This window comes from Flagellimonas pelagia (assembly GCF_003584135.1).
GTDB lineage: Bacteria > Bacteroidota > Bacteroidia > Flavobacteriales > Flavobacteriaceae > Flagellimonas > Flagellimonas pelagia.
In genome coordinates, this window is the sequence record NZ_QXFI01000036.1 from 378,485 (window position 1) to 400,842 (window position 22,358).

The window sequence follows — 22,358 nt, forward strand, 5'->3', positions numbered from 1 at the left end:
CCTTCAACAGACAAAACACCGAATATCTTAACAACTCCATCACCCAAAATAGGTTAGAAATCGTTACCTTGAAACCTTTAAAAAACCAACCTTATGAAACTTCGATTACTGATTTTTGGCCTGATCTTGTTGACAGGCCTTTCTTGTAAAAAAGAAACCGTTTCATCCCTGGCCAACTACCAAGGCGATGAAAGCTATACCGTGATCATCGGTGAAAACAAGGTGGGGTACCTCAAGACAAATACTACAGGGGACACCATCAACATCGATTACGATTTTAAGAACAATGGCCGTGGGCCGACGATGAAGGAAACCATCGTGCTAAATCCCGAAGGCTATCCCATCGATTGGAAAATCACCGGGAACACCACCTTTGGCAACGCCGTGGACGAACATTTTTCTTTGGAAGGCGAAAATGCCTCCTGGACGGATGCCACTGGAACCGGTTCCAAAACCGTTACCTCGCCACAATTGTACGTAAACCAATTTGGCAGCCCCTACTCCGCAGTTTTGGCCGCGCGCTTGCTTTTGGATGCCCCGGAGAACACCTTGCCCGTGTTGCCCGCCGGAAACCTAAAACTGACCAAAATGGAAGACCTTCTCATCCCCAAATTTTCTGGGGACGGAGAATTGGCCTTGACCACTTATGCCCTATCCGGCGCCGACCTGAACCCTTCCTATTTTATCCTGGATAGTGACCAACGCTTTTTTGCGGCCATTACCCCCAGGTTCATCATGATTCGTGAGGGGTATGAAAATGTGGAAAAAGACATGAGGGAACTCGCCGAAAACTACTCCACCCACCGATATGAGACCCTTCAAACCGAATACGCCCACAACTACGACAAAAAGGTGCGCATCCAAAATGTGCATGTGTTCGATAGCAAAAATATGACCGTTTCCGACCCTGTTTCTGTGGTGGTGGATGGCGATAAGATCGCTGCCATTGAAGCGGCCGATGCCTCTGGCGACAACGAAGTGGTGATTGCCGGCAATGGCGGCACTTTGGTTCCAGGTCTGTACGAAATGCACGCCCACTCCGGCGACAACGGTGCCTTGTTGAATGTATTGGCAGGAGTCACCTCCTTCCGCGATATGGGCAACGACACCGAAGTACTGGCCAACCTTATCGATAAAATCGAAAAAGGGGTGTTGGCCGGGCCCCGTATTACCCGTTTGGGCTTTATCGAGGGAAAAAGCCCCTTCAACAGCAACAACGGCATTCTGGTGGAAACCAAGGAGCAGGCCTTGGCCGCAGTGGACACCTATGACAGCCTTGGCTTTTACGGCATCAAACTCTACAACAGCATGAACGGGGATTGGGCTCCCGCCATCGTGAAAAAAGCCCATGACAAGGGCCTGTTCGTTACAGGGCACGTCCCTGCGTTTTCCAATGCGAACGCCATGTTGCGGGCCGGGTATGATGAAATGACCCACATCAACCAGACCATGTTGGGTTGGGTGTTGGAGCCTGAGGAAGATACCCGTACCCTCCTTCGATTGACGGCCATGAAACGTTTCCCTGGATTGGACCTCAACAGTCCCAAAGTGCAGGAAACCATGAACCTCTTCGTGAACAACAAAACGGCCATCGATCCCACCTTGGCCATCCATGAAAAATTGATGCTTTCCCGTAACGGGGAAGTAGCCCCAGGCTCCGAGGACTATATCGACCATATGCCTCCCAATGCGCAACGGGGATTGAAAGTGGCCATGGCCCAGATTGCCGATACCGAAGAGGACAAAGCGTATCGCGAAGCCTATCAAAAGATTGTGGAAACCCTCAAAATGATGAAGGACAAGGGCATCTTTATTGTGGCCGGAACCGATTTGGGCGGCGCCTTTAACCTGCACCGTGAATTGGAACTATACGTGGACCAATTGGGCTTCACCAATGGTGAAATCTTAAAACGCGCCACCTACGATATGGCCCAATACCTTGGGCAGGATGACTTGGGAACCTTGGAACCCGGCAAGCTGGCCGACTTTTTCTTGGTGCCCGGCAATCCCGTGGAGGACATCAAGGCCATCAAGACCATTGAAATGGTAAGCAAGGGCGGTACGTTCTACTACCCCACAGAGGTATATCCTGAATTTGGCATTACCCCTTTCACCGAAAAACCCGAAGTGAAGGAATAACGTCTTCAAACCAACCCATAAAAGCCAGTAGCTGTTGTTGCTGGCTTTTTTTATTCCCTAAATTCATAAAAATCATATATTTAGGGAAACCAACCTCGCGTGATCCGCTTTTTTCGCAACATTAGGCAACGATTAGTTACTGAAAACAAGTTCACCAAATACCTTGTGTATGCCATTGGGGAAATCATCCTGGTGGTCATCGGGATTTTGATCGCCCTCCAGATCAACAACTGGAACGAAAACCGAAAACTGCTACGGGAAGAAAAAGCCACCATTGCCAGTCTTAAATTGGAGTTTGAAAAAAACCTGGCCAGTCTGGAATGGGACATGCAGGGCGTTGGGGCCTTTATAGCCGCCGGGGACACCCTCTTGGCCCATACCGGTCCCGAATACGAATATGGCAGCCTGAAAAACGTGGACAGCCTACTCGACATGACCCCCAGAATGTCCGTTTGGGACCCCAGTCTCTATACCTTGGAAAATATCAAGAATTCTGGCAAGCTTTCCAGTTTGCACAACGAAGAGCTTAAACTCCTGTTGATCGAGTGGGACAGTTTTTACAGCAATTTGTTGGATTGGGGCGATTTTTATGTGGAACGGGGCAGTAAATATTTCGACTTTTTGGCGGCGAATGCCGTAAACCGAAACCTACCCTCCATGGGTACGAACACCAACAACCAAACCAGGTTTGATCGTACCAACGAAACTCTGCTACGCAACCCCGCCTTTGAAAACATCCTGTCTGAACGGGTGACCCACAACGGGTTTATGTTGCATTTTTATGAAGAGGCAAGAACCAGACTCATCGCAATAATTGAGCAATGTGAGACCTATGAGGATACACCATGATCAAATTCTTTAGAAAAATTCGGCAAAATCTGCTGATGGAGAACAAAACCACAAAATACCTGAAATACGCCTTGGGAGAAATTGTACTGGTGGTCATCGGGATCTTGATCGCCCTTCAAATCAATAATTGGAACGAGGAGCGAAAACGAAAGGAAAACTACCAAGCCACCATAGAACAGATTTACAATGGTCTGGAATTGGAAACCCAACAATTAAACTTTAATATGGCGGGATTATACCTGCAACAACGGTATGCGGATAGCCTCTACAACTTTTCGGATTCCCTGCGCATGGAACAAATCCCTGGACTTCTTTTTTATTTAGAATCCGAACCTCAGGCTTTTACTACGTCCATAGGTTTTCATATTCAAAATATGGTGGTGAACCCAAAGGACAAGAATGAAAACTTGTTGGCAAGAAACCTGACCAATTACCTATCCCTGGCTTCTTCAGATGTATCAACCAATGACAAACCCATTTCGGCCATTCTGATCAAAGAAGGGTTTCCTGTCCCATCGGTCAACTTTGGGTATTCGCTTTTTATGGGGATGCTCAACGACACGGCCTACTTTAAACAAAAGGATTGGGAAAAGGCCAAATCCCTGCTTCAAACCCCTGAAATTCGGTCCGGATTGGTGCAATTGGCCCAACAAAAGGAATTTTTAAAAAATGAATTGGGTCAATTGCTTGAACTCTCCACCAACTCCATGGCCCAAATTCACGATCTGTATCCCGAGGTGAGGCTCCTGTATGAAAATATTGGCATCATCGGCCAGGGAACCTCCAACCAAAACTGGGTGGATGATACTTCGCTAACCTTAGTGGACGAAAAGGAGGCCATTTGGGAAGCCGTTGTTACCTTAAAGGGAGGCGGCATTAAGTTTAGGGAAAACAAGAGCTGGAACGTAAACTGGGGCGGAGCCACTTTCCCAAAGGGACAACTGGAATGGTTTGGACCGGATATCATCACGGAACCAGGAACGTTTCGGCTGATCGTTAATCTCTCCGAAAAGAACTACGAATTTATTCCCGTGGCCCAATGATCGCATTCCTAAGTCATCATTCTTGAACTATGAACACAGCACAGCAATTGGGCTATGATCCCCAAGCCAAACTTTTGATGATCCATGCCGATGATGCTGGACTGTGCCATACTGAAAACCGGGCCACCATACATGCCTTGGAAAAAGGCATGGTGAACTCCTACAGCATTATGGTGCCCTGCCCTTGGTTTCATGAAATGGCGCTGTTTGCCAAAGATCACTCGCAATACGATATGGGCCTGCACCTTACCCTTACCTGCGAATGGGAAACCTACCGTTTTGGTCCCGTGTTGCCCGTTTCGGAAGTACCCGGTTTGGTGGATGAGCACGGACATTTCTTTAGAAAAAGGGAACAATTGCGTGAAAAGGCCACCGCCGAAGAAGTGGAAAAAGAATTGGTGGCCCAGATTGAAAAAGCCCTCCGGATGGGGCTGCGACCTACCCATTTAGACTCCCACATGTACAGCGTGGGATCCCACCCCGATTTTTTTACCGTTTACAAAAAGCTGGGCGAAGCGTATGGCCTCCCCGTGTTGATCAACAAACAGATGATGGAAATGGTGGGACTGGACCCCAAAACCTATATGGCCCCCAACGATCTGACGATCGATCACACCTATTTGGGAGCCATTGCCGATTTTGAAAAAGGCCAGTTTACCCAAGGGTACCAACACATCTTGGAAAACCTGCAACCAGGCCTGAACCTGATCTTGATCCACCCCGCTTTTGATGAGCCCGAAATGCAGGCCATTGCCATAAACCACCCCAACTTTGGGGCTGAATGGCGGCAGATGGACTTTGATTTTTTTACCAGTGAAAAAACCAAAGCAACCCTCGTAGAGCATAACATCCAGATGGTGACCTGGGGTGATATTAAAACCCAAAATTCATTTTAAAATGAATCTTATCTTTAACATATACCTTCTAACACAAAAGGAATGAAATACTTACTTTATCAACTTGCCACCATTTGTTTGGTCGCGACCCTTTTTTCGTGCAATCCAAAACAAACCACCGAAACAACGACCGAAAGCCCGACCCACTCCTATTCCGAGTCGTACAAAGCACCAGCTTTTGAGCCCGATGATCGGATAGAAAAGATCAAACAAATCGCACGAGAGCTACAAAAATCCATCGAGGAGCATGCCAAGGCCAACCATTTACCGGGTGTCGCCTTCGGTATTGTGGTGGATAACGAATTGGTATTTACCTCTGCCGCCGGATACCTGAATCTCGAGAAGAAGATTCCCGCTTCGCCCTCATCGGCTTTTCGAATAGCCTCCATGACCAAAAGTTTTACCGCGATGGCCATCATGAAACTCAGGGATGAAGGAAAACTGTCGCTGAACGATCCCGTGAGCAAATACATTCCCGAAATGTCGAAACTCACCTATCTCACCAAGGATGCACCGACCATAGATATTGAAAACCTCTTGACCATGACGGCCGGATTCCCCGAGGACAATCCCTGGGGCGACCGCCAATTGGACGAACCCGATCACATGTTGATCGATCTTGTGGACGAAGGAATCTCCTTTTCCAACGTTCCTTCGTACGGGTACGAATACAGCAACACCGGGTATGCCCTTCTGGGACATATTGTTTCCTTGGTTTCCGGGATGCCCTTTCAGGAGTATATCACGCAGAACATTTTTAAGCCCTTGGGCATGGACCACACCTATTGGGAATACGAAGGCATTCCCGAAGAACAACTGGCCATAGGATATCGCTGGGAAGACGAACAGTGGAAACTGGAACCCATGCTGCACGACGGCTCTTTTGGTGCCATGGGGGGGCTCATTACCTCCATAGCCGATTTTAGTAAATATGTAAGTTTTCACCTTTCTGCATGGCCTCCGCGAAATGACGATGGCAACGGCCCCATTAAACGGAGTTCTTTACGCGAAATGCAGACACCGCAGTTCCCAAGACTGTACGCCGATGCTAAGGACTATAACGGGGACGACTGCCCTGTTCTTGGCGGGTATGGCTTTGGATTGGGCATTACGGAATACTGCGATGGCCTAAAAAGGGTCTCCCACGGGGGTGCGTTGCCGGGCTTTGGAAGCAACTATGCCTTTTACCCCGAGTACGGCGTAGGCATTATGGCCTTTTGCAACCTTACCTATACGTCACCCTGGTCGTTAAACGAGCTTAGTAAACTATTGTTCGAGACCGCCGATCTACAACCACGGAAATTACCCGTCTCCGATGTGCTGCTGGAACGACAGGAACAGATCACCCAACTGATCCAACATTGGGAACCCGCATTGGAGGAGCAAATTCTGGCCGAGAATTTTTATCTGGACAAATCGAGGGAAAAACGGATGGCAGCGATACAACAGGTTTTGGAAAAAGCCGGCCCCATTAAAAACGTTGGTGACATGCACCCCATAAACCAACTACGGGGACGTTATACCTTACAGGCCGAAAACGGGGAAGTGAACATCTTCTTTACATTGACTCCCGAGAAATACCCAAAAGTGCAACGGTTGGATGTCTCCTTTGAGCCCAACAAACCGGATGCATGAATGAGGGCGGATTTATATATACTACCATCTATATCAACGCATTACTGTTGATAAAACGGGAAAACCTTATGCTTTTCCGTAAGGTTCGGCAAGCGTTTTTCTTTTAACTTGAATAATGTGACTAATTTAAAACGAATCATCTGATAACTTTTTGCTCCTTTTAAATTATTCTGAAATTCCAAATATTATTAAGGAGTTGCCGGATTTCTCTAGCTGAATCTATACAATTTTCATATTTAACATGAATACTATTTTGCTCTATGAATGCAAATCTTATAAGTCTTAAAAAGAATAATCCTAATCTAACGATTGAAGTTTTCGATAGCGAATACAAAATATTAAATCCATGGAATGATAAGTCCGTAGCGTTCTCTTTCAAAAAAAGACAAAAATTAACCGATTTGAAAAACATATACTTTCCGGAACAACTATCTGCTATTTTAGATAAACAAAAATCAGAACTTGAATTTGTTTATGGCCCAATAGATCCGAAAAGACCTATCAAATCAAGAGAGTTTGAATTTTTATTCAACGGTACGATATTCAAATGCTGGTTTGGTGAAATGTCTTCTAGTCTTGTCTTATTATCCAAAGCATTTAGGCCCAATGAAAGGGAAAGTCTTAGCGATTATCGAAATTTAAGGTTTTTGCGAGACCTCTTATCAGAGAAACATTATGAAGATTTACGGAAACGGTCATTTTTAGCCAGCTTCTTTATTAATGGGGACTTTGACAATATCAAACACGATTACGTTGGGTTGTCAAAATCCCTTAATTTTTACATGTCATATTTTGATCGTAGTACACCAAGGATTCTTATCCATGCTAAGGAAATAGACAATGAGAGATATAAGAACCCTTGTCTCAATGAATTATTTGATACCTTTCCAAGAAAAATAAATGCTACGATTATAGATTCAACCCTTCTTGATACTTTCATGGTAGCGCATCAAGCAGTAAATGTTAGGCTCAAATTTATATTCTACTATCAAGTACTAGAGTATTCATCTTACTACTATTTAGACAACAAAATTCAAGCTAAGATTCAAAAAACACTAAATGATCCACAGATATTTGATAAACCAGATTATTTTTCCAAATCACTTATTGAAGATTTAAAAGATCACTTTTCACAAAAGGACGATTCCATCAAACTGGAGAAAACAATTACCGAAAACTTATCAATTGAGGATGTTCGGAATGAATTGGAAGTCAATAAAGAATTTTTCTCCCAAGATTTAGAATTTGAAGGCGGTCTTAAAATTGATCGTATTTTAAATGGTGAAAATGCAATAGAACATTTGAAAGAAGCTGATCTAGTATTAATTAAAAAGAATATTGAACGAATTAGAAATGTACTTGTTCACCTTCGAGAATCTCGAGAAAATAAAGTTATTCTTCCTACTCAAAGAAACAACAATAAAATCTTGCCATATCTATACCTTATAAGAAGAATTGCCGAAAAAGTTGCAATAAATTTTTCCTGATATATATTATCAGGAAAGGGTATTTAAATACCATAATAATAGGAAGCACATGTTATCCCAAGAAAACTATTTTGGTTTTTTTCAATATATAGTCCTTGGTTTGCTGCACAATCTGGGGATAGTGCTAAATAAAAATACTTCTCGTCCAACATGAGGTCATATTCCACTTGTCCTCCGCAATAATCTTTTGGCTATACCCGTTTACCTACCAAACACTTTTTAGAAACCCTAACCTACTATGATGCACAAAAGACTTTTTTTATCTGCACTTTTCTTGAACTTGCTATTCGTTTCATGCGAAAGTGAGACCACCGATCCCGAACCGGATGAACCCCTTGTCGAAACAGAGCTATTGGGAACGTGGAACTACGTGGCCTACGTTGATGACGATGGTGAGGAACCCGCAACAGACTGCGAGCAAAATCAAACTTTGACCTTTGAGGAAGATGGGGTCTTTCGTTTTACCTATTATGATGACTCTGAAGGCCCATGCGAGAAAACCCAAGATTCACAAGGTACATGGGAATTTGTCTCCGATGCCGTAATCAAGACAGACTACACGTATGGCGATTATGTAGACCAAGACAAATTTGAAGTTGGCTTTGAAATCTCCGGGAACACCTTAACCCTTTATTTGGACGAAGGAGAAGGAGAATACCAAGAACGATACGAAAAACAATAGACTATTGTCACCCACAAAAAAGCCCTTTTTAGGGCTTTTTTTGTTTTCGGGGGTTAGCAACGCCTCTCAGTGGCCTCTTACTACCATCACCTTTTCTCCCCCAAACAAAAACTCTGTAACTTTAGTTACAGCAAAATTGCACAGATCGTTTTTAATTTGAAATATGCAGGGAATCCGCACATCACCACCTAGCACTAAAAAATGGTTGTCCGTTCTGTTGATCGGGCTGCTCCTTTTGGCGCCCTGCAAGGTCCGGAACACCATAGAGTCCTCCTTGGGCCTCACCACCACCAAGGTCACCAACAAGATCAAGGCCACCACAGCCTCCAAAACCTGTTGCGCGTCCTTTGTAACCGTGTCCACTTCCAAAGCAAAGGAAGTCAACGCCCAACCCCTGCCCTTTTTGCCTGTTACTACCACGGCTTTGGCAGCACTTGGGTCAACAAGAAATCAACTGGTACTAGATTCTAATAATAAAGTGGCTTTGTCCCCTTCGGTACCGTTGTACATTCTCTACCATCAGTTTAAGGGCTACCTGTAAGCCAACCTCACCCAGACCCTGTTTTTTATCCTTAGCTTACGTTTCATTACAAACACAAAACACATGATACCACATAAAATCCTGGGCTTGGTGGCCCTGGCCCTCCTCGGCGGAACCCTGTTTTCGTGCAAGGAGACCCCAAAAGAAAACCCCGAACAGACCATCACCATATTGCAAACCGCCGACATTCACGGGCAATTGCAGCCCCACGATGAGTTGTTTTGGGAAAACGACCAAATCACCTTTCGCAAATTGGGCGGTTTGGCCCATATGAAGACTCTTTTTGAGCAGGAACGCAACAAAGACCCCGAAGGCACCCTGATCTTGGACGGTGGCGACATGATTCAAGGAAGTGCCGTGGCGGCTCTTTCGCACGGGAAGGCCTTTGCGTCGATCATCAAGGCCATGGGTTACGATTTTCTGATTCCCGGCAACTGGGAGGTCGTCTATGGCAAACAGACCATGATGGACGTGCTGCAACACTACGACACCCCGGTCATTTCGGCCAATATGTACGATGAGGCTTCGGGCGAAACCCTGTTCCCCCAATACTTCATCAAGGAAATGAAAGGCGTAAAACTCGGTTTTATCTCCTACAACGATCCCGAGATTCCCGTGCGCCAAAATCCTTCGTTCAGCAAGGGCATCCGTTTTGATCCCATCGACAAAAACTTGGAGGCTTTGATCACCGAACTCAAGGACAATCAAAAGGTGGACCTGCTTTTTTTGGTGACGCATATCGGCATCAGCAAGCAATACGATTTGGCCAACCACCCTGCCTTGCAACGTGTGGATTACATTTTGGGGAACGATACCCACGAGCGCATCCGCAAACCGCTTCAGGCCAAATACTCCAAGGTGACCGAACCTGGGGCCTTTGCCTCCTTTGTGGGCAAACTGACCTTGACGGTGAAGGATGGCAAAATCGTGAAGGAAAATTACGACCTCATGGAAGTGGATCCTACCACCTATCCCGCCGACGCACAAGTGGCACAGCTCATAAATCAAGAAACCGCTCCGTACAAGGAAGAAATCGAACAGGTGTTGGGCTATACCAGCACCCCACTCTACCGCTATTTTGTGGTGGAAAATCCTATGGACAACTTCATCACGGATGCTGCTCGTTGGAAGACCGGAGCCGATATTTCCATTTCCAACGGATTCCGGTTCAGTACGCCCATTTCTATTGGCGAAAGTGGCAAGGCACCCATTACCCGGGCCGATCTGTGGAGCATGCTCCCTGTAAACGAAAAAGTGAAGATCGGCAAGGCTACGGGCAAGCAGATCAAGGATTGGCTGGAAAAGGAAATCCACAACGTATTTGCACAAAACCCCATGGAACGCTTCGGGGGTTGGTTGGTACGCTTTTCGGGTATGGAGCTCACCTTTTATGCCAACAAACCCAAAGGGGAACGCGTGGCGTCGATCATGATCGGTGGCGAGCCCATGCAGGAAGATAAACTGTACACCCTTTCGGCCTGTAGGCGCGAAGGCGAACCGCTGCCTACCCTTTGCCGTATGCCAAACACCATCGAGACTGAGGTGATGGACTATACCGTACATGACGTAATCGTGGAATACCTCAAGGCGAAGGGTACCATCGCCCCTGTGATGGATGGTCGCGCCAAAGCCTTGGATCTAGGCGACAATGTGTTGTCGCAATTGCCGGGAACCGATTATCAATTCCACTAAAACCTGACCGATATGGAAAACAAGACGATTACGGTCAGTCGTACTTCGGTAACCGTTCTGCGGATGTTGGTGAGCCTGATCTTTATTGTGGCCAGTCTGAACCATCTGCTCAACGTGGACAAGACCATTGCCAAAATGGATCAGGCCCGATTCGGTGCCTTGGGCCATTTGTTGGGTCCCCCCGAAATTTCCGTGATGGTGTCCGGCGTGGTGATGCTGGTGTTTGGCATTGCGCTTTTTGCGGGTTTCAAACCCCGTTTGTCGGCCATCGTGCTCATTTGTGTATTGGTGCCCATTACGCTCACCGTTCAAGTGGGACAAATGGCCACGATCGGGCCGTTGTTCAAGAACATCGCCATTTTGGGCGGACTCCTATTTATTGTACTGAATCCAAAACTTAAAAAATAATATTCATGAAACATATATTGACGATGGCTTTGGTAGCCATGACATTCATTGCCGGGCTCCAAGAAGGGAAAGCCCAGACGACTTATGACAAAGAGCTAAACAATTATTTTGTGCTCACCCGCAACGTACCCCAACTGAAGGCCATTATCCTGGCCGCCGATGCCCTAGCCACGGATGACGGGGAAAAATTTGGGGAGTTCCATGTGGTCATCTGCGGGCAGACCGTTTCCGACCTTACGAACTTGGAAATCATGCAACCCTATCTGGATATGGCCAAAAACAAGAACATTAAGTTGTTGGCCTGTGGATTTTCATTGAAAAAGTTCGGGGTGGATGCCACTAAACTTCCCAAGGAAATGGGGGTGGTGGAAAACGGCATTTTATATGGGTTTAACCTGCAAAAAGATGGTTTTCTGAGTATTACGCTATAGGGAAACCTGTTTTAGTTTTGTTAAAAGGGGCGATTTTCACATCGTCCCTTTTCTTTTTTTGGTACTTTCCATAAGGTTAGATGATGGGGTCCTTTTGAATTGCTCTAAAATTCAAAGCTTCCCATTTCATCCTCAATAGCAATCCTATGAAAAACGAAACCATCAACAGAAGAACAGCAGTAAAGGCCTATTCCTTGGGGATGCTGGGGCTATCCTTACCGGTCATCGGCATGGCCCATCCACCCAAAACCGACTCTTGGTTTAGCAGTGCGGAAATTCCCAAACACTTTCCCAATATTGCCCCTGAGATCATTTCCGAAGTGGTGGGCAGTTCCCATTTCGATTTGGATAAAGTAAAATCTTTGGTGGACAAAAGACCGGAACTTTCACGGTCGGTTTGGGAATGGCGATTTGGGGATTTTGAGTCCGCCATTGGCGCGGCTTCGCATGTAGGAAGAAGGGATATCGCCCAATACCTGATGCAAATGGGTGCCCGGCCTACCCTCTTCACTTTTGCCATGTTGGGACATTATCAGGTCATTAAATCCGCTGTGGAGGCAGCTCCTGGCATACAGGAAGTTGCGGGTCCTCACGGCATCAGTTTGTTGGATCACGCTTATGCAGGCGAGCGCATGAAGGACAGCATGACCGTATCGGAAATAGAACAATTGGAACAGACCATCGCCTATCTAAAAAATTTAGGCAATGCTGGTGGCCCTACCTATATTGAGGTAAGTCCTGAAGAACAACAGCAATATTTGGGCAATTACCTGTATGGTGCATCGGAAAACGAAGGGTTTACCATTTCCGTGAACATGAGGAAACTGCTTTCATTAGGCCCCATTGGTGGGTTTGGTGGCGGTCTGTACAAAATCGGGGATAACCAATTTACCTACAACGGCACCCCGTCGGTGACCATTTCTTTTGACATTCAGGAAGATATCGTTAAATCGCTGACCCTAACCGAACCCGATATCACCATTACGGCTAAAAAAGTTTCCTGAAAAGGGAGCCTCAATCTTTATTCACCGGAATTTTTAGATAACTATCGCCATACCATTTGATGATCAAGGGTTCCTGGGCATCTTTGATGGTTTCTTCACTTACCTTTTTGCCCGTGCCATAATTGATTTCAGTAAAGGGGTCCTTGACCCCATTGATGACCACAACCAATCTGCTACCCTTACTGATCTTCTTGCTCGTCATCCGTACGATACCAAAAGGAAGTTTGGTCTTTTCATTAGGCGTCAACAATTGTCGGTGTTCTCGATCTCGCACATAACTTGCCCTACCCACATAAGGTAATGCCAGTGCAAAGAATTTGCCATCAGGGGTCTGCTCAAACAACACCACTTTATAATCAAAATCCTTTTTGTTGATGGATACCGAGATCTCCCCTCCGAAAGAACCGTTCAGTTCAAAATCGGAGTCGAAAGGTTCGGTAGCAAAGGAAAAACCATGTCCCACCATCAAGCTGTCAGTAATAATGGTTCTCCAACCACTTGAATTCCAGGTGGGGTTGCTACGATCCGAAAAATCAATGGTCTGCTCCAAATATGCATTCGGGTCTTCAGGTTGCTCCGACAGTGTGTAATGAATATCTTCCCCGTTGTTTCCCGTACCAAACAGCGAGGAAAAGGCCACTCCTGATCGCTGGTTACTCAAATAATAATTGAGCGTGTCATTGGCCATCTGCCCCAATGAAGGAGCGTGTTCCCATTTGTTGGCCCCCATGACCTCGTAATTGATCTTGTCTTGAAGCAATGTGGGTTTGGCCTCACCCTTCATGACGTAATCAAACCACTCGAAAATCAACTCCGTGATATCAATTTGTGCCACGGAATCGATGTCATATCCCAAAACACGGGCATCTGGTTTTTGTTGGGCGCCAAAATGGGTATACGGCCCAATGACCAGGTAGTGTTCTGCATTTTTGTTGTATTTGGCATGTTCCCTCAAATAGTACTGGGTGCCGATTTGTCCCCCATCATAATACCCGGTCGTGGCCAAAACAGGTATGTTGATATGGGAAAAATCAGCTTTATAGGGTATCAAGTCTTGCCAATAAGTGTCAATGGTAGGGTGTAACAATCGCTCCCGAAACTGGGGATTGGGCAATCCATCCAAACTATCCATGGCATTGTAAGCCACCCCTCTTTGAAACCATTCCATGTTCAAATCCTGCCAACGTTGCCCGTTGTAATACAGGGTGGTATCCAAATACTTGTTGTTCGAAACATAATGGTGCCATGGAAAGTGAAAATTGAAATAGACCCCATTTTCCATGGGCTCCGCGATACCCGGTGCCGCAGAAACCGAAGGAACGATCGTTTTTAAGGCGGGATGCACCTTGTTTTTTATGGCGGCCCATTGTGTGAAGCCTACATAACTTCCGCCATACATCCCCACTTTTTGGTTGCTCCAATCTTGCTTACTAATCCAATCGATGACCGCATAGGTGTCGGTTGTTTCATGTTTATAGGGTATAATGGAATCGGGGCTCAATCCTTTGCCACGGGTATAGGAAACCACCCCAACATACCCGTGGTCCGCTGCCACTTTTGCTCTTTTTAGGTCGCTTTTACGTGCGTAGATGGTATGGAACAACACCGCAGGAGTGGGTTCCTCATTTTGGGCATTCCGAACCACGATTGCATGGATTTTGGCACCATCCTGCGTTGCAATCAAGACACTGTCCTGAACTAGATAGGTTGTGCCATTTTCGGTAACAGTCCTTGGGGTTTGAACTGGGGTCTGTTCCTTGCAAGAAGCTACGAAACATAGGGCTAGAACTGCCATACTACATGCTTTGCTAATCGATTTTTTCATTTTGATTGATTTTGAGTTTAGGGCATAGTCGCCCCTAAGCTTTATGCTTTTGCTATTCGTTTTTTGATGTGATTGCATGTTACACCGCTACAAACTGTTTCGGTTTTTGAAGGCTACCGATTGCCGGGTCGATAGATCTACGGTTTCCTCAGTGGTCATTACAATTCGTAGTTTGTTGTTGAAATAAGGTTGTATTTCCTTGATGTATTCCGTGTTGATGATTTGGCTCCTGTTGGCCCTGAAAAACGTATTGGGGTCCAATTTTTCCTCCAGTTGGTTCAGGGAACGCTTCACCATGGCTTTTTGATCACCAAAATATAGGCGCACATAATTGTCCATGGACTCGACCAACCGTATCTCGGCCAATGCAATGAAATATACCTTTTCCCCATCCTTGATAAAGATTTTTTGATGGCTTGCCAACGGTGCTTTCTGTGCCTCTTCCTTCTTTTGCAATTCAACCTTTACCTTTTCAATGGTTTTGACAAAACGCTCGTCCCTAAGCGGTTTTACCAAATAATCCAGCGCATTTACCTCAAAAGCTTGCACGGCATAATGATCATACGCGGTTGTGAACACCACTTCGGGAACGGTTCCCAGTTCCTCCAACAAATCAAACCCTGATTTCCCCGGCATGTGGATATCCAAAAAGATGATGTCAGGCTGTTCTTTTTCAATCAAACTGATGGCAACTTCTGCATTGTTCGCTTCTCCCACAATTTCAAATTCTGGATAGCCTTCAAGCGCCCTTCGGACCTCTTCACGGGCCAAACGCTCATCATCTATGATCAAAGTTGTATATCTATCCTTCATTTTTCAATCGGTATCATTAAGGTGGCAACCACATCGTTTTCAGAAGGAGACTCCATCTTAAAATCCGCCTTCCCTTCATATTGCAACAAAAGGCGTTGCTTTAGATTTTTTAATCCAACCCCAATATGATCATCTTTGGAGAGATTTCCAGGGTTTTTGACGGTTATCACCACATGGTCGTTCTCCTTTTGTACCGAAATAGCAACGGTACCTCCTTCCAACTGTTTATCTATCCCATGTTTGATGGCGTTTTCCACCAAAAGTTGAATACTCAATGGCGGGATTTTAAAGTGTTCAAGAGTCTGGTCCACATTGAATTGAATATTGAGACGTTCCTCAAATCGTAGTTTTTCCAACTCCACATAATCCTTTACCAATGCCATTTCTTCCGCAATGGATATGGTGGTATGCTCTTTTTCATAAAGTGATGAACGCAATAGATCGGACAATAGATCGATGGCCCTTCGTGCACTCTTGGGGTTTTCAATGACCAATGCCTTGATGGAATTTAGGGAATTGAACAGGAAGTGAGGGTTCAACTGTGCCGCCAGATTGTCCAGTTGGGTCTGCTTTGCAATTACCGAAAGCTGTGCATTCGCCTTTGTCGTTTTTACTTCTCTTTGGTAAAAATGATAAGCATGATAGGCCAGCACCCAAATGGCCATATGCCTCAATCCTGTTATCAAAACTGGGTTCCAAATCCATACGTTGTCCTCAAAGGTATTGTTGTGATGCACCAAATAGATATAGGCCGAAGTTTTTAGATTCATCAACTGCATAAACAAAACGGCCAAAATCAATATGGATGGAATGATCCTTTTTAGCAGTTGTTTAATGCCCAGTTGATTCCATCCTGACCTTAACGCAATCGCCCTGTACGCGTGGGTTAGGCCAATGCAAACAGAAACGTCCAACACATAATTGACAATGGCATGGGGAACCGTAAAATGATCTCTGTCCAAAGCAATGTACAACCACAACAAGGAAACCACACCCCAACATACGATTTGGCATTTCCAATAAAGCGATATTCCCGTATTTGATTTATTTGCTCCCAAAGTTCTGGTTTGAAATGTATTGGATTTAGGCTAAGGTCATTTTAATCGGCTTTTGAATAGCTAGTCAATTCATTGGTATATAAGCCATAACCATCATCGTTGACATGTTTGATATAGGTTTTCAATTCCGGGGAATACCACCAAATATCGTTCATCTCCCCCTTAAAACCTCTGGAATTTGTTACAATTCCTTTGTATTCTATTTTATATGCCTTGAATGTACCGGCCACCACATGTAAATCTTCAAATGCGGTAATTTCAGCATCTTGGCTTGTTTTTCCAGTAGTACCTTCATTATTTTCCCATTCCGATACATATTTCCATTTTTTTCCTACCTCTAAAGGCCAATTCCGAAATGGGGTATCGCTCTGCTCTTGATGAATCGTTTTTGAAATTTGAAGCGTATCGATACCGTTCCAAAGCCCTAAAGTCCCGTTGTAGTTGACTACTTCTTGAATGTCTTCCCCTTGTGCACGAACCTCCCCTTCAACTACACGTTCCCATTTCCAGATCCATTTTTCCCCAAGAGTATAATCTTTTAAAATGGGTGAATTGGTTTTTGTTGTTGCACAATTACCGAAGATCAGTAGGAGTGCCATGTAGAATAGTACCTTTGTTTTCATCTCTGTTGATTTTTTGATTGATGTATCATGATGGTTGTGACCGTATCCTTCACAACCGGTACAAAGCAACAGAAAACATCCCATCCGAGGAATAGAAAGTACATGGACGTAAAAAACTAGGGGTTAAGCGTATGACATCAGTTGGACGTATGCCACTTTTGGATAATCTCAAAACCTTTTCCAAATACAGCCCACTATTCCAAAACAGTTGACAAAAAGGGTGATAACCTTCTTGAGCTTCCGTATCAACCATATCATTTTTCCACTAAATTCGAAATCTCTCTACAAGAATAGTGTATTGGTCAAAGCCCCTGAAACATGAATGTGGAATTCACCCCTAAATTATTTTCCCTCCTAAAAGGAGGCATCTCCAAGGAAACACTTTCAAAAGATATTATTTCTGGTTCCATTGTGGGAATCGTGGCCCTGCCCTTGGCCATCGCTTTTGCCATTGCTTCTGGGGTTTCGCCTGAAAAAGGATTGATCACGGCCATTGTAGCCGGAATCATTATTTCAGTGCTAGGTGGAAGTCGGGTGCAGATTGGAGGGCCCACAGGTGCCTTCATTGTCATTGTTTATGGCATTGTGCAACAGTTTGGTCTTTCCGGTTTGACCATAGCCACTTTTATGGCAGGTTTTATCCTCATCGGGTTCGGACTTGCCAAACTGGGCAATCTCCTGAAATTTATCCCCTATTCGTTGATTGTGGGATTCACCAGTGCCATAGCACTGATCATCCTATCTTCCCAAGTGAACGATTTTTTGGGATTGGGGGTTAAAGAAGTTCCTTCCGATTTTTTGGAGAAATGGTCCATATACTTTCAAAATTTCAGCCATGTCAATGGGTATGCCATTGCCATTGCTGTGGGTACGGTCTTGCTGACCCTGTTCTTTCAAAAATGGATAGCAAAAGTTCCTGGGTCCATTGTGGCCATCCTGTTGTCCACCATAGCTGTCAGCGTTTTTGATATTCCTGTGGATACCATCGAAAGCAACTTTGGGGAAATCCCGAACCATTTTGATTTTTCCTCTTTTCCTTCCATTGATTTTGAAACCGTGAAATCCCTCATTCAGCCTGCATTTGCCATCGCTTTGTTGGGTGGCATCGAATCCTTGCTCTCTGCTGTGGTCTCCGATTCCATGATAGGTGGAAAACACCGCTCCAACATGGAACTCATCGCCCAAGGGGCGGCCAATATTTTTTCTGCACTTTTGGGCGGAATCCCTGCCACCGGTGCCATCGCCAGAACTGCCACCAACGTAAAAAACGGTGGACGTACCCCAATTGCGGGCATTGTGCATGGACTGGTCTTGTTGGCCATTATGTTGTTATTTGCCCCTTATGCCAAATTGATTCCGCTTTCCTGCTTGGCGGGCATCTTGGTGGTGGTCGCATACCACATGAGTGAATGGAGGCAATTTGTATCCATTCTCAAAGGAAACCGAATGGACATCATCATTTTATTGACTACATTTTTGCTTACCGTTCTATTTGATTTGATCATTGCCATTGAGGTTGGTGTAGTACTCGCAAGTTTTTTATTCATGAAAAGAATGAGTGAATCTGTTCAAATACAGAATATTACCCACGAAAGTCAAGAAGCGGAACAACTTTTTGAGAACGAAAACTTGGCAATACCCAAAAATGTGGTTTTATATGAGATCAACGGTCCCCTCTTCTTTGGTGCGGCAAGACAATTTCAGGAAACCATCACCCAAACCCATATCCAGCCCAAGGCGGTGATCATACGAATGCGATATGTTCCGTTGATAGATGCCACGGGTTTCCAAGGATTGAAGGAAATCATCAAAACCTTTAAATCCAAAGGGATTGAGGTCATTATTTCAGGGGTCAATGATGGTTTGGAGAAAGATTTTGAAAAATTTGGCCTTTACACTTTGATAAACAAGGAATTGGTTGTTCGGGATATCCAAACCGCTGTGGAAAAAGCCAAAATCATTTAAAATTCCTTCAATAATTCCGCCACTTCTGGGTAAGTTCAAAAACGTGTTCCAGGATACGGGCCTCGGTTTCGTTGAACTGCATGCCTCGGCGTTCCATCATGGCCGTAGCCACCTCAAAGACTTTTTTAGGTAAAAACGTAGTAAACCCGGATGCCCCACCCCAGCTGAAACTGGGGACAAAATTCCGTGGAAACCCACTACCAAAAATATTGGCACTCACCCCAACCACGGTTCCTGTGTTGAACATGACGTTGATACCACATTTGCTGTGATCGCCCATCATCAGCCCACAAAACTGAAGACCTGTTCTGGCAAAACCTTCGGTTTTGTAGTTCCACAGGCGTACCTCTGCGTAGTTGTTTTTTAAATTGGAAGTATTGGTATCGGCTCCGATATTGCACCATTCCCCCAACACGGAATTGCCCAAAAAACCATCATGTCCCTTATTGGAATTGGCGAACAGAACTGAATTGTTTACTTCGCCACCGAGTTTACAACCGGGTCCAGCCGTGGTGGGTCCGTAAATCTTGGCACCCATTTTCACAACGGCATTTTCACAAAGGGCGAAACCTCCCCGGATCATGCAGCCCTCCATCACCAAGGCATTTTTACCAATATAGATGGGTCCTGTGGACGCGTTCAAAATACTGAACTCTACCGTGGCACCTTCTTCGATGAAAATATTTTCAGGGTTCAACACTTGGTTGGTACTTGAAATGGGTTGACTTTTTCTTCCTTTGGTCAACAGGTCAAAATCGGATTGCAAAGCTTCACCGTTTTTGGAAAAAATGTCCCAGGTATGCTTGATGGTCAAGCTGTCCGAAGTATACGGAATCAGCACATAGTCATCACTGTTGAAAGGTGTCTTGGCACCATCGGTACCATAAGCGATGTATTGATCTTGATCCATCAAAGCCTCTCCTTTTTTCAAACTTTGGATAGCGGCCAATAAGCTGGCATTGGGAAGATAGCTTCCGTTGATCACTACATTCTCCTTCCCTATCTCTAGCGAAAATTTTTCTGAAAGGTATTCTTCGGTAAGGCTGCTGACAGAAGTGCCTAGCCATTTTTCCCATTTCTCCCGAATGGTCAGGATGCCTACCCGAATCTCGCATACGGGCCGTGTGAAGGTAAAGGGAAAAAGATCTTCGCGTTGGTATCCGTCGGAAAGAATATAGTTCATGGCTTAACTTTGGTTGGTACAAAAATAAAAAACGCCCCTGAAAAGATTCAGGAGCGCTTGTATATTTCGTTAAAGAGACGGCCCTTATCGGCCTATTCCCCTTACTTGCTGAATTTCTTGTACTTGTTCTTGAACTTGTCAATCCTACCAGCAGTATCCACCAATTTGGTCTTACCAGTGTAGTATGGGTGCGAAGTTCTTGAAATCTCCAATTTCACCAAAGGATACTCAACGCCATCCACAGTGATGGTCTCTTTTGCTTCAGCAGCGGATTTGGTGATAAAGACATCCTCATTGGACATATCTTTAAAAGCTACCAATCTATAGTTCTCTGGGTGTATACCTTTTCTCATCGTCTTAAATGCTTAATCTCAGAATTTTCGAGGTGCAAATTTAATGATTTCTTTGATACCTCCAACTTAAAATAGGTAAAAAATAAAAAAGTAAATTTATTGTAACAAAATCCATCTAGCAAGCACTAACAAGCTACAATCAACACAAAAATCAATAAAATGGAAGAACAACAACCAAAAGCCAGTAAATTCATGTTGAACTATGGCCTGATTCTAGGCGTAGTTTCCGTAATCTTCGGGGTAATGCTCTACACCCAAAAGATGCACTATGAGATGAGCACTCCTGTTATTGTCATTTCGGTTCTATTGACCGTAGTGGCTATTTTCCTTGGGGTGAATGCCTACAAAAAAGCCAACGGGGGCTATCTGAAAATTTCCGAGGCCCTAAAGATCGCTGTGGGAATCGCATTGGTATCCACCATCATTTCCCTTGTTTACCAGTACGTGCTCATCAACTTTATTGAGCCCGATTTTATGGACAAGGCAATCGAAATGGCAAAACCAAAGGCCATGGCACAGAATCCTTCCATGACGGAGGAACAATGGCAACAAGGTGTGGCCATGCAGAAAAAACTAGGATGGTTACGCTATCCGATTGGTTTGATCTTCAGTTGCATCATCGGTTTGGTCGTGGGAGTCATCACTGGGCTCATCCTAAAAAAGTCCAAGCCGGAATACTAAACCAAAAAATGCTACTTTTGAAGGGAATTCGAGAAACAAGCAATGCAGATTTCCATTGTAATTCCTTTACTCAACGAGCAAGAATCGCTTAAAGAACTACATGATTGGATTGTACAGGTGATGCAATCCAATCATTTTTTATATGAGATCATCTTTATTGATGATGGCAGTACCGATGGTTCTTGGGAAACCATCATGGAGCTTTCGCAAAAAAATGAACATGTGAAAGGTATCCGATTTTTGAAGAACTTCGGAAAGTCCCAGGCTCTTCACGCTGGATTTAAGGCCGCCGAAGGCGATGTGGTCATCACCATGGATGCCGATTTGCAGGACAATCCAGAGGAAATCCCCGAAATGTACCGCATGATTACCCAAGAAGGCAACCAAGTGGTTTCCGGCTGGAAGAAAAAAAGATATGACTCGGTCATTGCCAAGAACATCCCTTCCAAATTGTTCAACTGGGCCGCCCGCAAAACCTCCGGGGTAAAATTGCACGACTTTAACTGTGGATTAAAAGCCTTTGACCATCAGGTGGTGAAGGCCATAGAAGTTCACGGGGAAATGCACCGCTACATCCCTGTTTTGGCCAAGAATGCAGGGTTTTCCAACATTTCCGAAAAAGTGGTCCAGCACCAGGCCCGAAAATACGGTACCACCAAATTTGGGATGGAACGTTTCATCAATGGCTTTTTGGACCTGATCACCATTTGGTTCGTTTCCAAGTTCGGCCGTAGACCCATGCACCTGTTCGGGGCGTTGGGCGTGCTTATGTTCATCGTAGGTTTTGGATTTTCGCTCTATTTGGGCATCGATAAACTCTTTTTGAATCCTACAGGACGATTGATCACGCAACGACCACAATTCTACATCGCCCTAACAGCCATGATTATAGGTACCCAACTATTTTTGGCAGGTTTTTTGGGCGAGATTATGGTACGTTCCAGAAAAAACGACACCCGATACACCATCTCCGATAAAATTAATCTTTAGGGTATTCCCAAACCCCTTTAATCTTTGTATTTTTAAGCATCTAAACAAGCATAAAACACT

20 protein-coding genes and 1 pseudogene are annotated in these 22,358 nt (G+C 44.9%); 15 read left to right on the forward strand and 6 right to left on the reverse strand.

Going from position 1 to position 22,358, the window contains the following annotated elements; all coding sequences use genetic code 11:
- The first annotated feature begins 93 nt into the window (after positions 1-93).
- The 12 genes and pseudogenes from D2V05_RS18735 to D2V05_RS18790 all read left to right on the forward strand — a co-directional run bounded on the left by D2V05_RS18735 (position 94) and on the right by D2V05_RS18790 (position 12,807).
- Positions 94-2,139, forward strand: a complete 2,046-nt coding sequence (locus D2V05_RS18735) for an amidohydrolase family protein (RefSeq protein ID WP_119649111.1) — start codon at positions 94-96, stop codon at positions 2,137-2,139.
- A 99-nt stretch (positions 2,140-2,238) separates the two neighbouring features.
- A complete protein-coding gene (locus D2V05_RS18740; RefSeq protein WP_119649113.1) occupies positions 2,239-2,988 on the forward strand; it encodes a DUF6090 family protein in 750 nt (249 codons plus the stop codon).
- Positions 2,985-3,185 (forward strand): annotated as a pseudogene (locus D2V05_RS19990) (DUF6090 family protein); the annotation flags it as partial. The gene D2V05_RS18740 and the pseudogene D2V05_RS19990, both read left to right, overlap by 4 nt.
- Before the next feature lie 875 nt (positions 3,186-4,060).
- Positions 4,061-4,927, forward strand: coding sequence for a polysaccharide deacetylase family protein (locus tag D2V05_RS18750; RefSeq protein ID WP_119649117.1), 867 nt, complete (start codon positions 4,061-4,063; stop codon positions 4,925-4,927).
- A 42-nt stretch (positions 4,928-4,969) separates the two neighbouring features.
- A complete protein-coding gene (locus tag D2V05_RS18755) occupies positions 4,970-6,562 on the forward strand; it encodes a serine hydrolase domain-containing protein (protein ID WP_119649119.1) in 1,593 nt (530 codons plus the stop codon).
- Between the two features lie 260 nt (positions 6,563-6,822).
- Positions 6,823-8,049, forward strand: a complete 1,227-nt coding sequence (locus D2V05_RS18760) for a hypothetical protein (RefSeq protein WP_119649121.1) — start codon at positions 6,823-6,825, stop codon at positions 8,047-8,049.
- A 238-nt stretch (positions 8,050-8,287) separates the two neighbouring features.
- Positions 8,288-8,731 carry a lipocalin-like domain-containing protein gene (locus D2V05_RS18765; protein WP_119649123.1) on the forward strand — a complete coding sequence of 148 codons (444 nt, stop codon included), beginning with the start codon at positions 8,288-8,290 and terminating at the stop codon, positions 8,729-8,731.
- 163 nt (positions 8,732-8,894) lie between these two features.
- The gene (locus D2V05_RS19580) at positions 8,895-9,272 is read left to right on the forward strand and encodes a hypothetical protein (RefSeq protein ID WP_147378314.1); all 378 of its coding nucleotides are present in this window, start codon (positions 8,895-8,897) and stop codon (positions 9,270-9,272) included.
- A 63-nt stretch (positions 9,273-9,335) separates the two neighbouring features.
- Positions 9,336-10,964 carry a bifunctional metallophosphatase/5'-nucleotidase gene (locus D2V05_RS18775; protein ID WP_119649127.1) on the forward strand — a complete coding sequence of 543 codons (1,629 nt, stop codon included), beginning with the start codon at positions 9,336-9,338 and terminating at the stop codon, positions 10,962-10,964.
- A gap of 12 nt (positions 10,965-10,976) precedes the next feature.
- Positions 10,977-11,372, forward strand: coding sequence for a DoxX family protein (locus tag D2V05_RS18780; protein WP_119649129.1), 396 nt, complete (start codon positions 10,977-10,979; stop codon positions 11,370-11,372).
- Between the two features lie 5 nt (positions 11,373-11,377).
- The gene (locus D2V05_RS18785; protein ID WP_119649131.1) at positions 11,378-11,803 is read left to right on the forward strand and encodes a sulfur reduction protein DsrE; all 426 of its coding nucleotides are present in this window, start codon (positions 11,378-11,380) and stop codon (positions 11,801-11,803) included.
- 146 nt (positions 11,804-11,949) lie between these two features.
- On the forward strand, positions 11,950-12,807 hold the full coding sequence (locus tag D2V05_RS18790; protein ID WP_119649132.1) for a hypothetical protein: 858 nt from the start codon (positions 11,950-11,952) through the stop codon (positions 12,805-12,807).
- A 10-nt stretch (positions 12,808-12,817) separates the two neighbouring features.
- On the opposite strand, the gene D2V05_RS18795 is transcribed toward D2V05_RS18790, so the two are convergent.
- The 4 genes from D2V05_RS18795 to D2V05_RS18810 all read right to left on the reverse strand — a co-directional run bounded on the left by D2V05_RS18795 (position 12,818) and on the right by D2V05_RS18810 (position 17,126).
- Positions 12,818-14,632, reverse strand: coding sequence for a CocE/NonD family hydrolase (locus D2V05_RS18795; protein WP_119649411.1), 1,815 nt, complete (start codon positions 14,630-14,632; stop codon positions 12,818-12,820).
- Between the two features lie 87 nt (positions 14,633-14,719).
- Positions 14,720-15,445 carry a LytR/AlgR family response regulator transcription factor gene (locus D2V05_RS18800; RefSeq protein ID WP_119649134.1) on the reverse strand — a complete coding sequence of 242 codons (726 nt, stop codon included), beginning with the start codon at positions 15,443-15,445 and terminating at the stop codon, positions 14,720-14,722.
- On the reverse strand, positions 15,442-16,503 hold the full coding sequence (locus tag D2V05_RS18805; protein WP_119649136.1) for a sensor histidine kinase: 1,062 nt from the start codon (positions 16,501-16,503) through the stop codon (positions 15,442-15,444). Before D2V05_RS18805 ends, D2V05_RS18800 begins: the two co-directional genes overlap by 4 nt.
- Positions 16,504-16,544: 41 nt before the next feature.
- Complete coding sequence (locus D2V05_RS18810) at positions 16,545-17,126, reverse strand: hypothetical protein (RefSeq protein WP_147378315.1); 582 nt, start codon at positions 17,124-17,126, stop codon at positions 16,545-16,547.
- A gap of 318 nt (positions 17,127-17,444) precedes the next feature.
- Between D2V05_RS18810 and D2V05_RS18815 the strand changes: the two genes are divergently transcribed.
- Positions 17,445-19,091, forward strand: coding sequence for a SulP family inorganic anion transporter (locus D2V05_RS18815; RefSeq protein WP_119649140.1), 1,647 nt, complete (start codon positions 17,445-17,447; stop codon positions 19,089-19,091).
- A gap of 7 nt (positions 19,092-19,098) precedes the next feature.
- Here D2V05_RS18815 and D2V05_RS18820 read toward each other — a convergent pair whose 3' ends face one another.
- Both D2V05_RS18820 and D2V05_RS18825 read right to left on the reverse strand, forming a co-directional pair.
- Positions 19,099-20,274 carry a GlmU family protein gene (locus tag D2V05_RS18820; protein ID WP_119649141.1) on the reverse strand — a complete coding sequence of 392 codons (1,176 nt, stop codon included), beginning with the start codon at positions 20,272-20,274 and terminating at the stop codon, positions 19,099-19,101.
- A gap of 101 nt (positions 20,275-20,375) precedes the next feature.
- Entirely contained in the window at positions 20,376-20,627 is a 252-nt protein-coding gene (locus tag D2V05_RS18825) for a type B 50S ribosomal protein L31 (protein WP_119641221.1), read from the reverse strand.
- 159 nt (positions 20,628-20,786) lie between these two features.
- On the opposite strand from D2V05_RS18825, the gene D2V05_RS18830 reads away from it, so the two are divergent.
- Together D2V05_RS18830 and D2V05_RS18835 are read left to right on the forward strand one after the other, a co-directional pair.
- Positions 20,787-21,308 carry a DUF4199 domain-containing protein gene (locus D2V05_RS18830; RefSeq protein ID WP_119641220.1) on the forward strand — a complete coding sequence of 174 codons (522 nt, stop codon included), beginning with the start codon at positions 20,787-20,789 and terminating at the stop codon, positions 21,306-21,308.
- Between the two features lie 42 nt (positions 21,309-21,350).
- Complete coding sequence (locus D2V05_RS18835) at positions 21,351-22,298, forward strand: glycosyltransferase family 2 protein (RefSeq protein WP_119641219.1); 948 nt, start codon at positions 21,351-21,353, stop codon at positions 22,296-22,298.
- Positions 22,299-22,358: the final 60 nt, after the last annotated feature.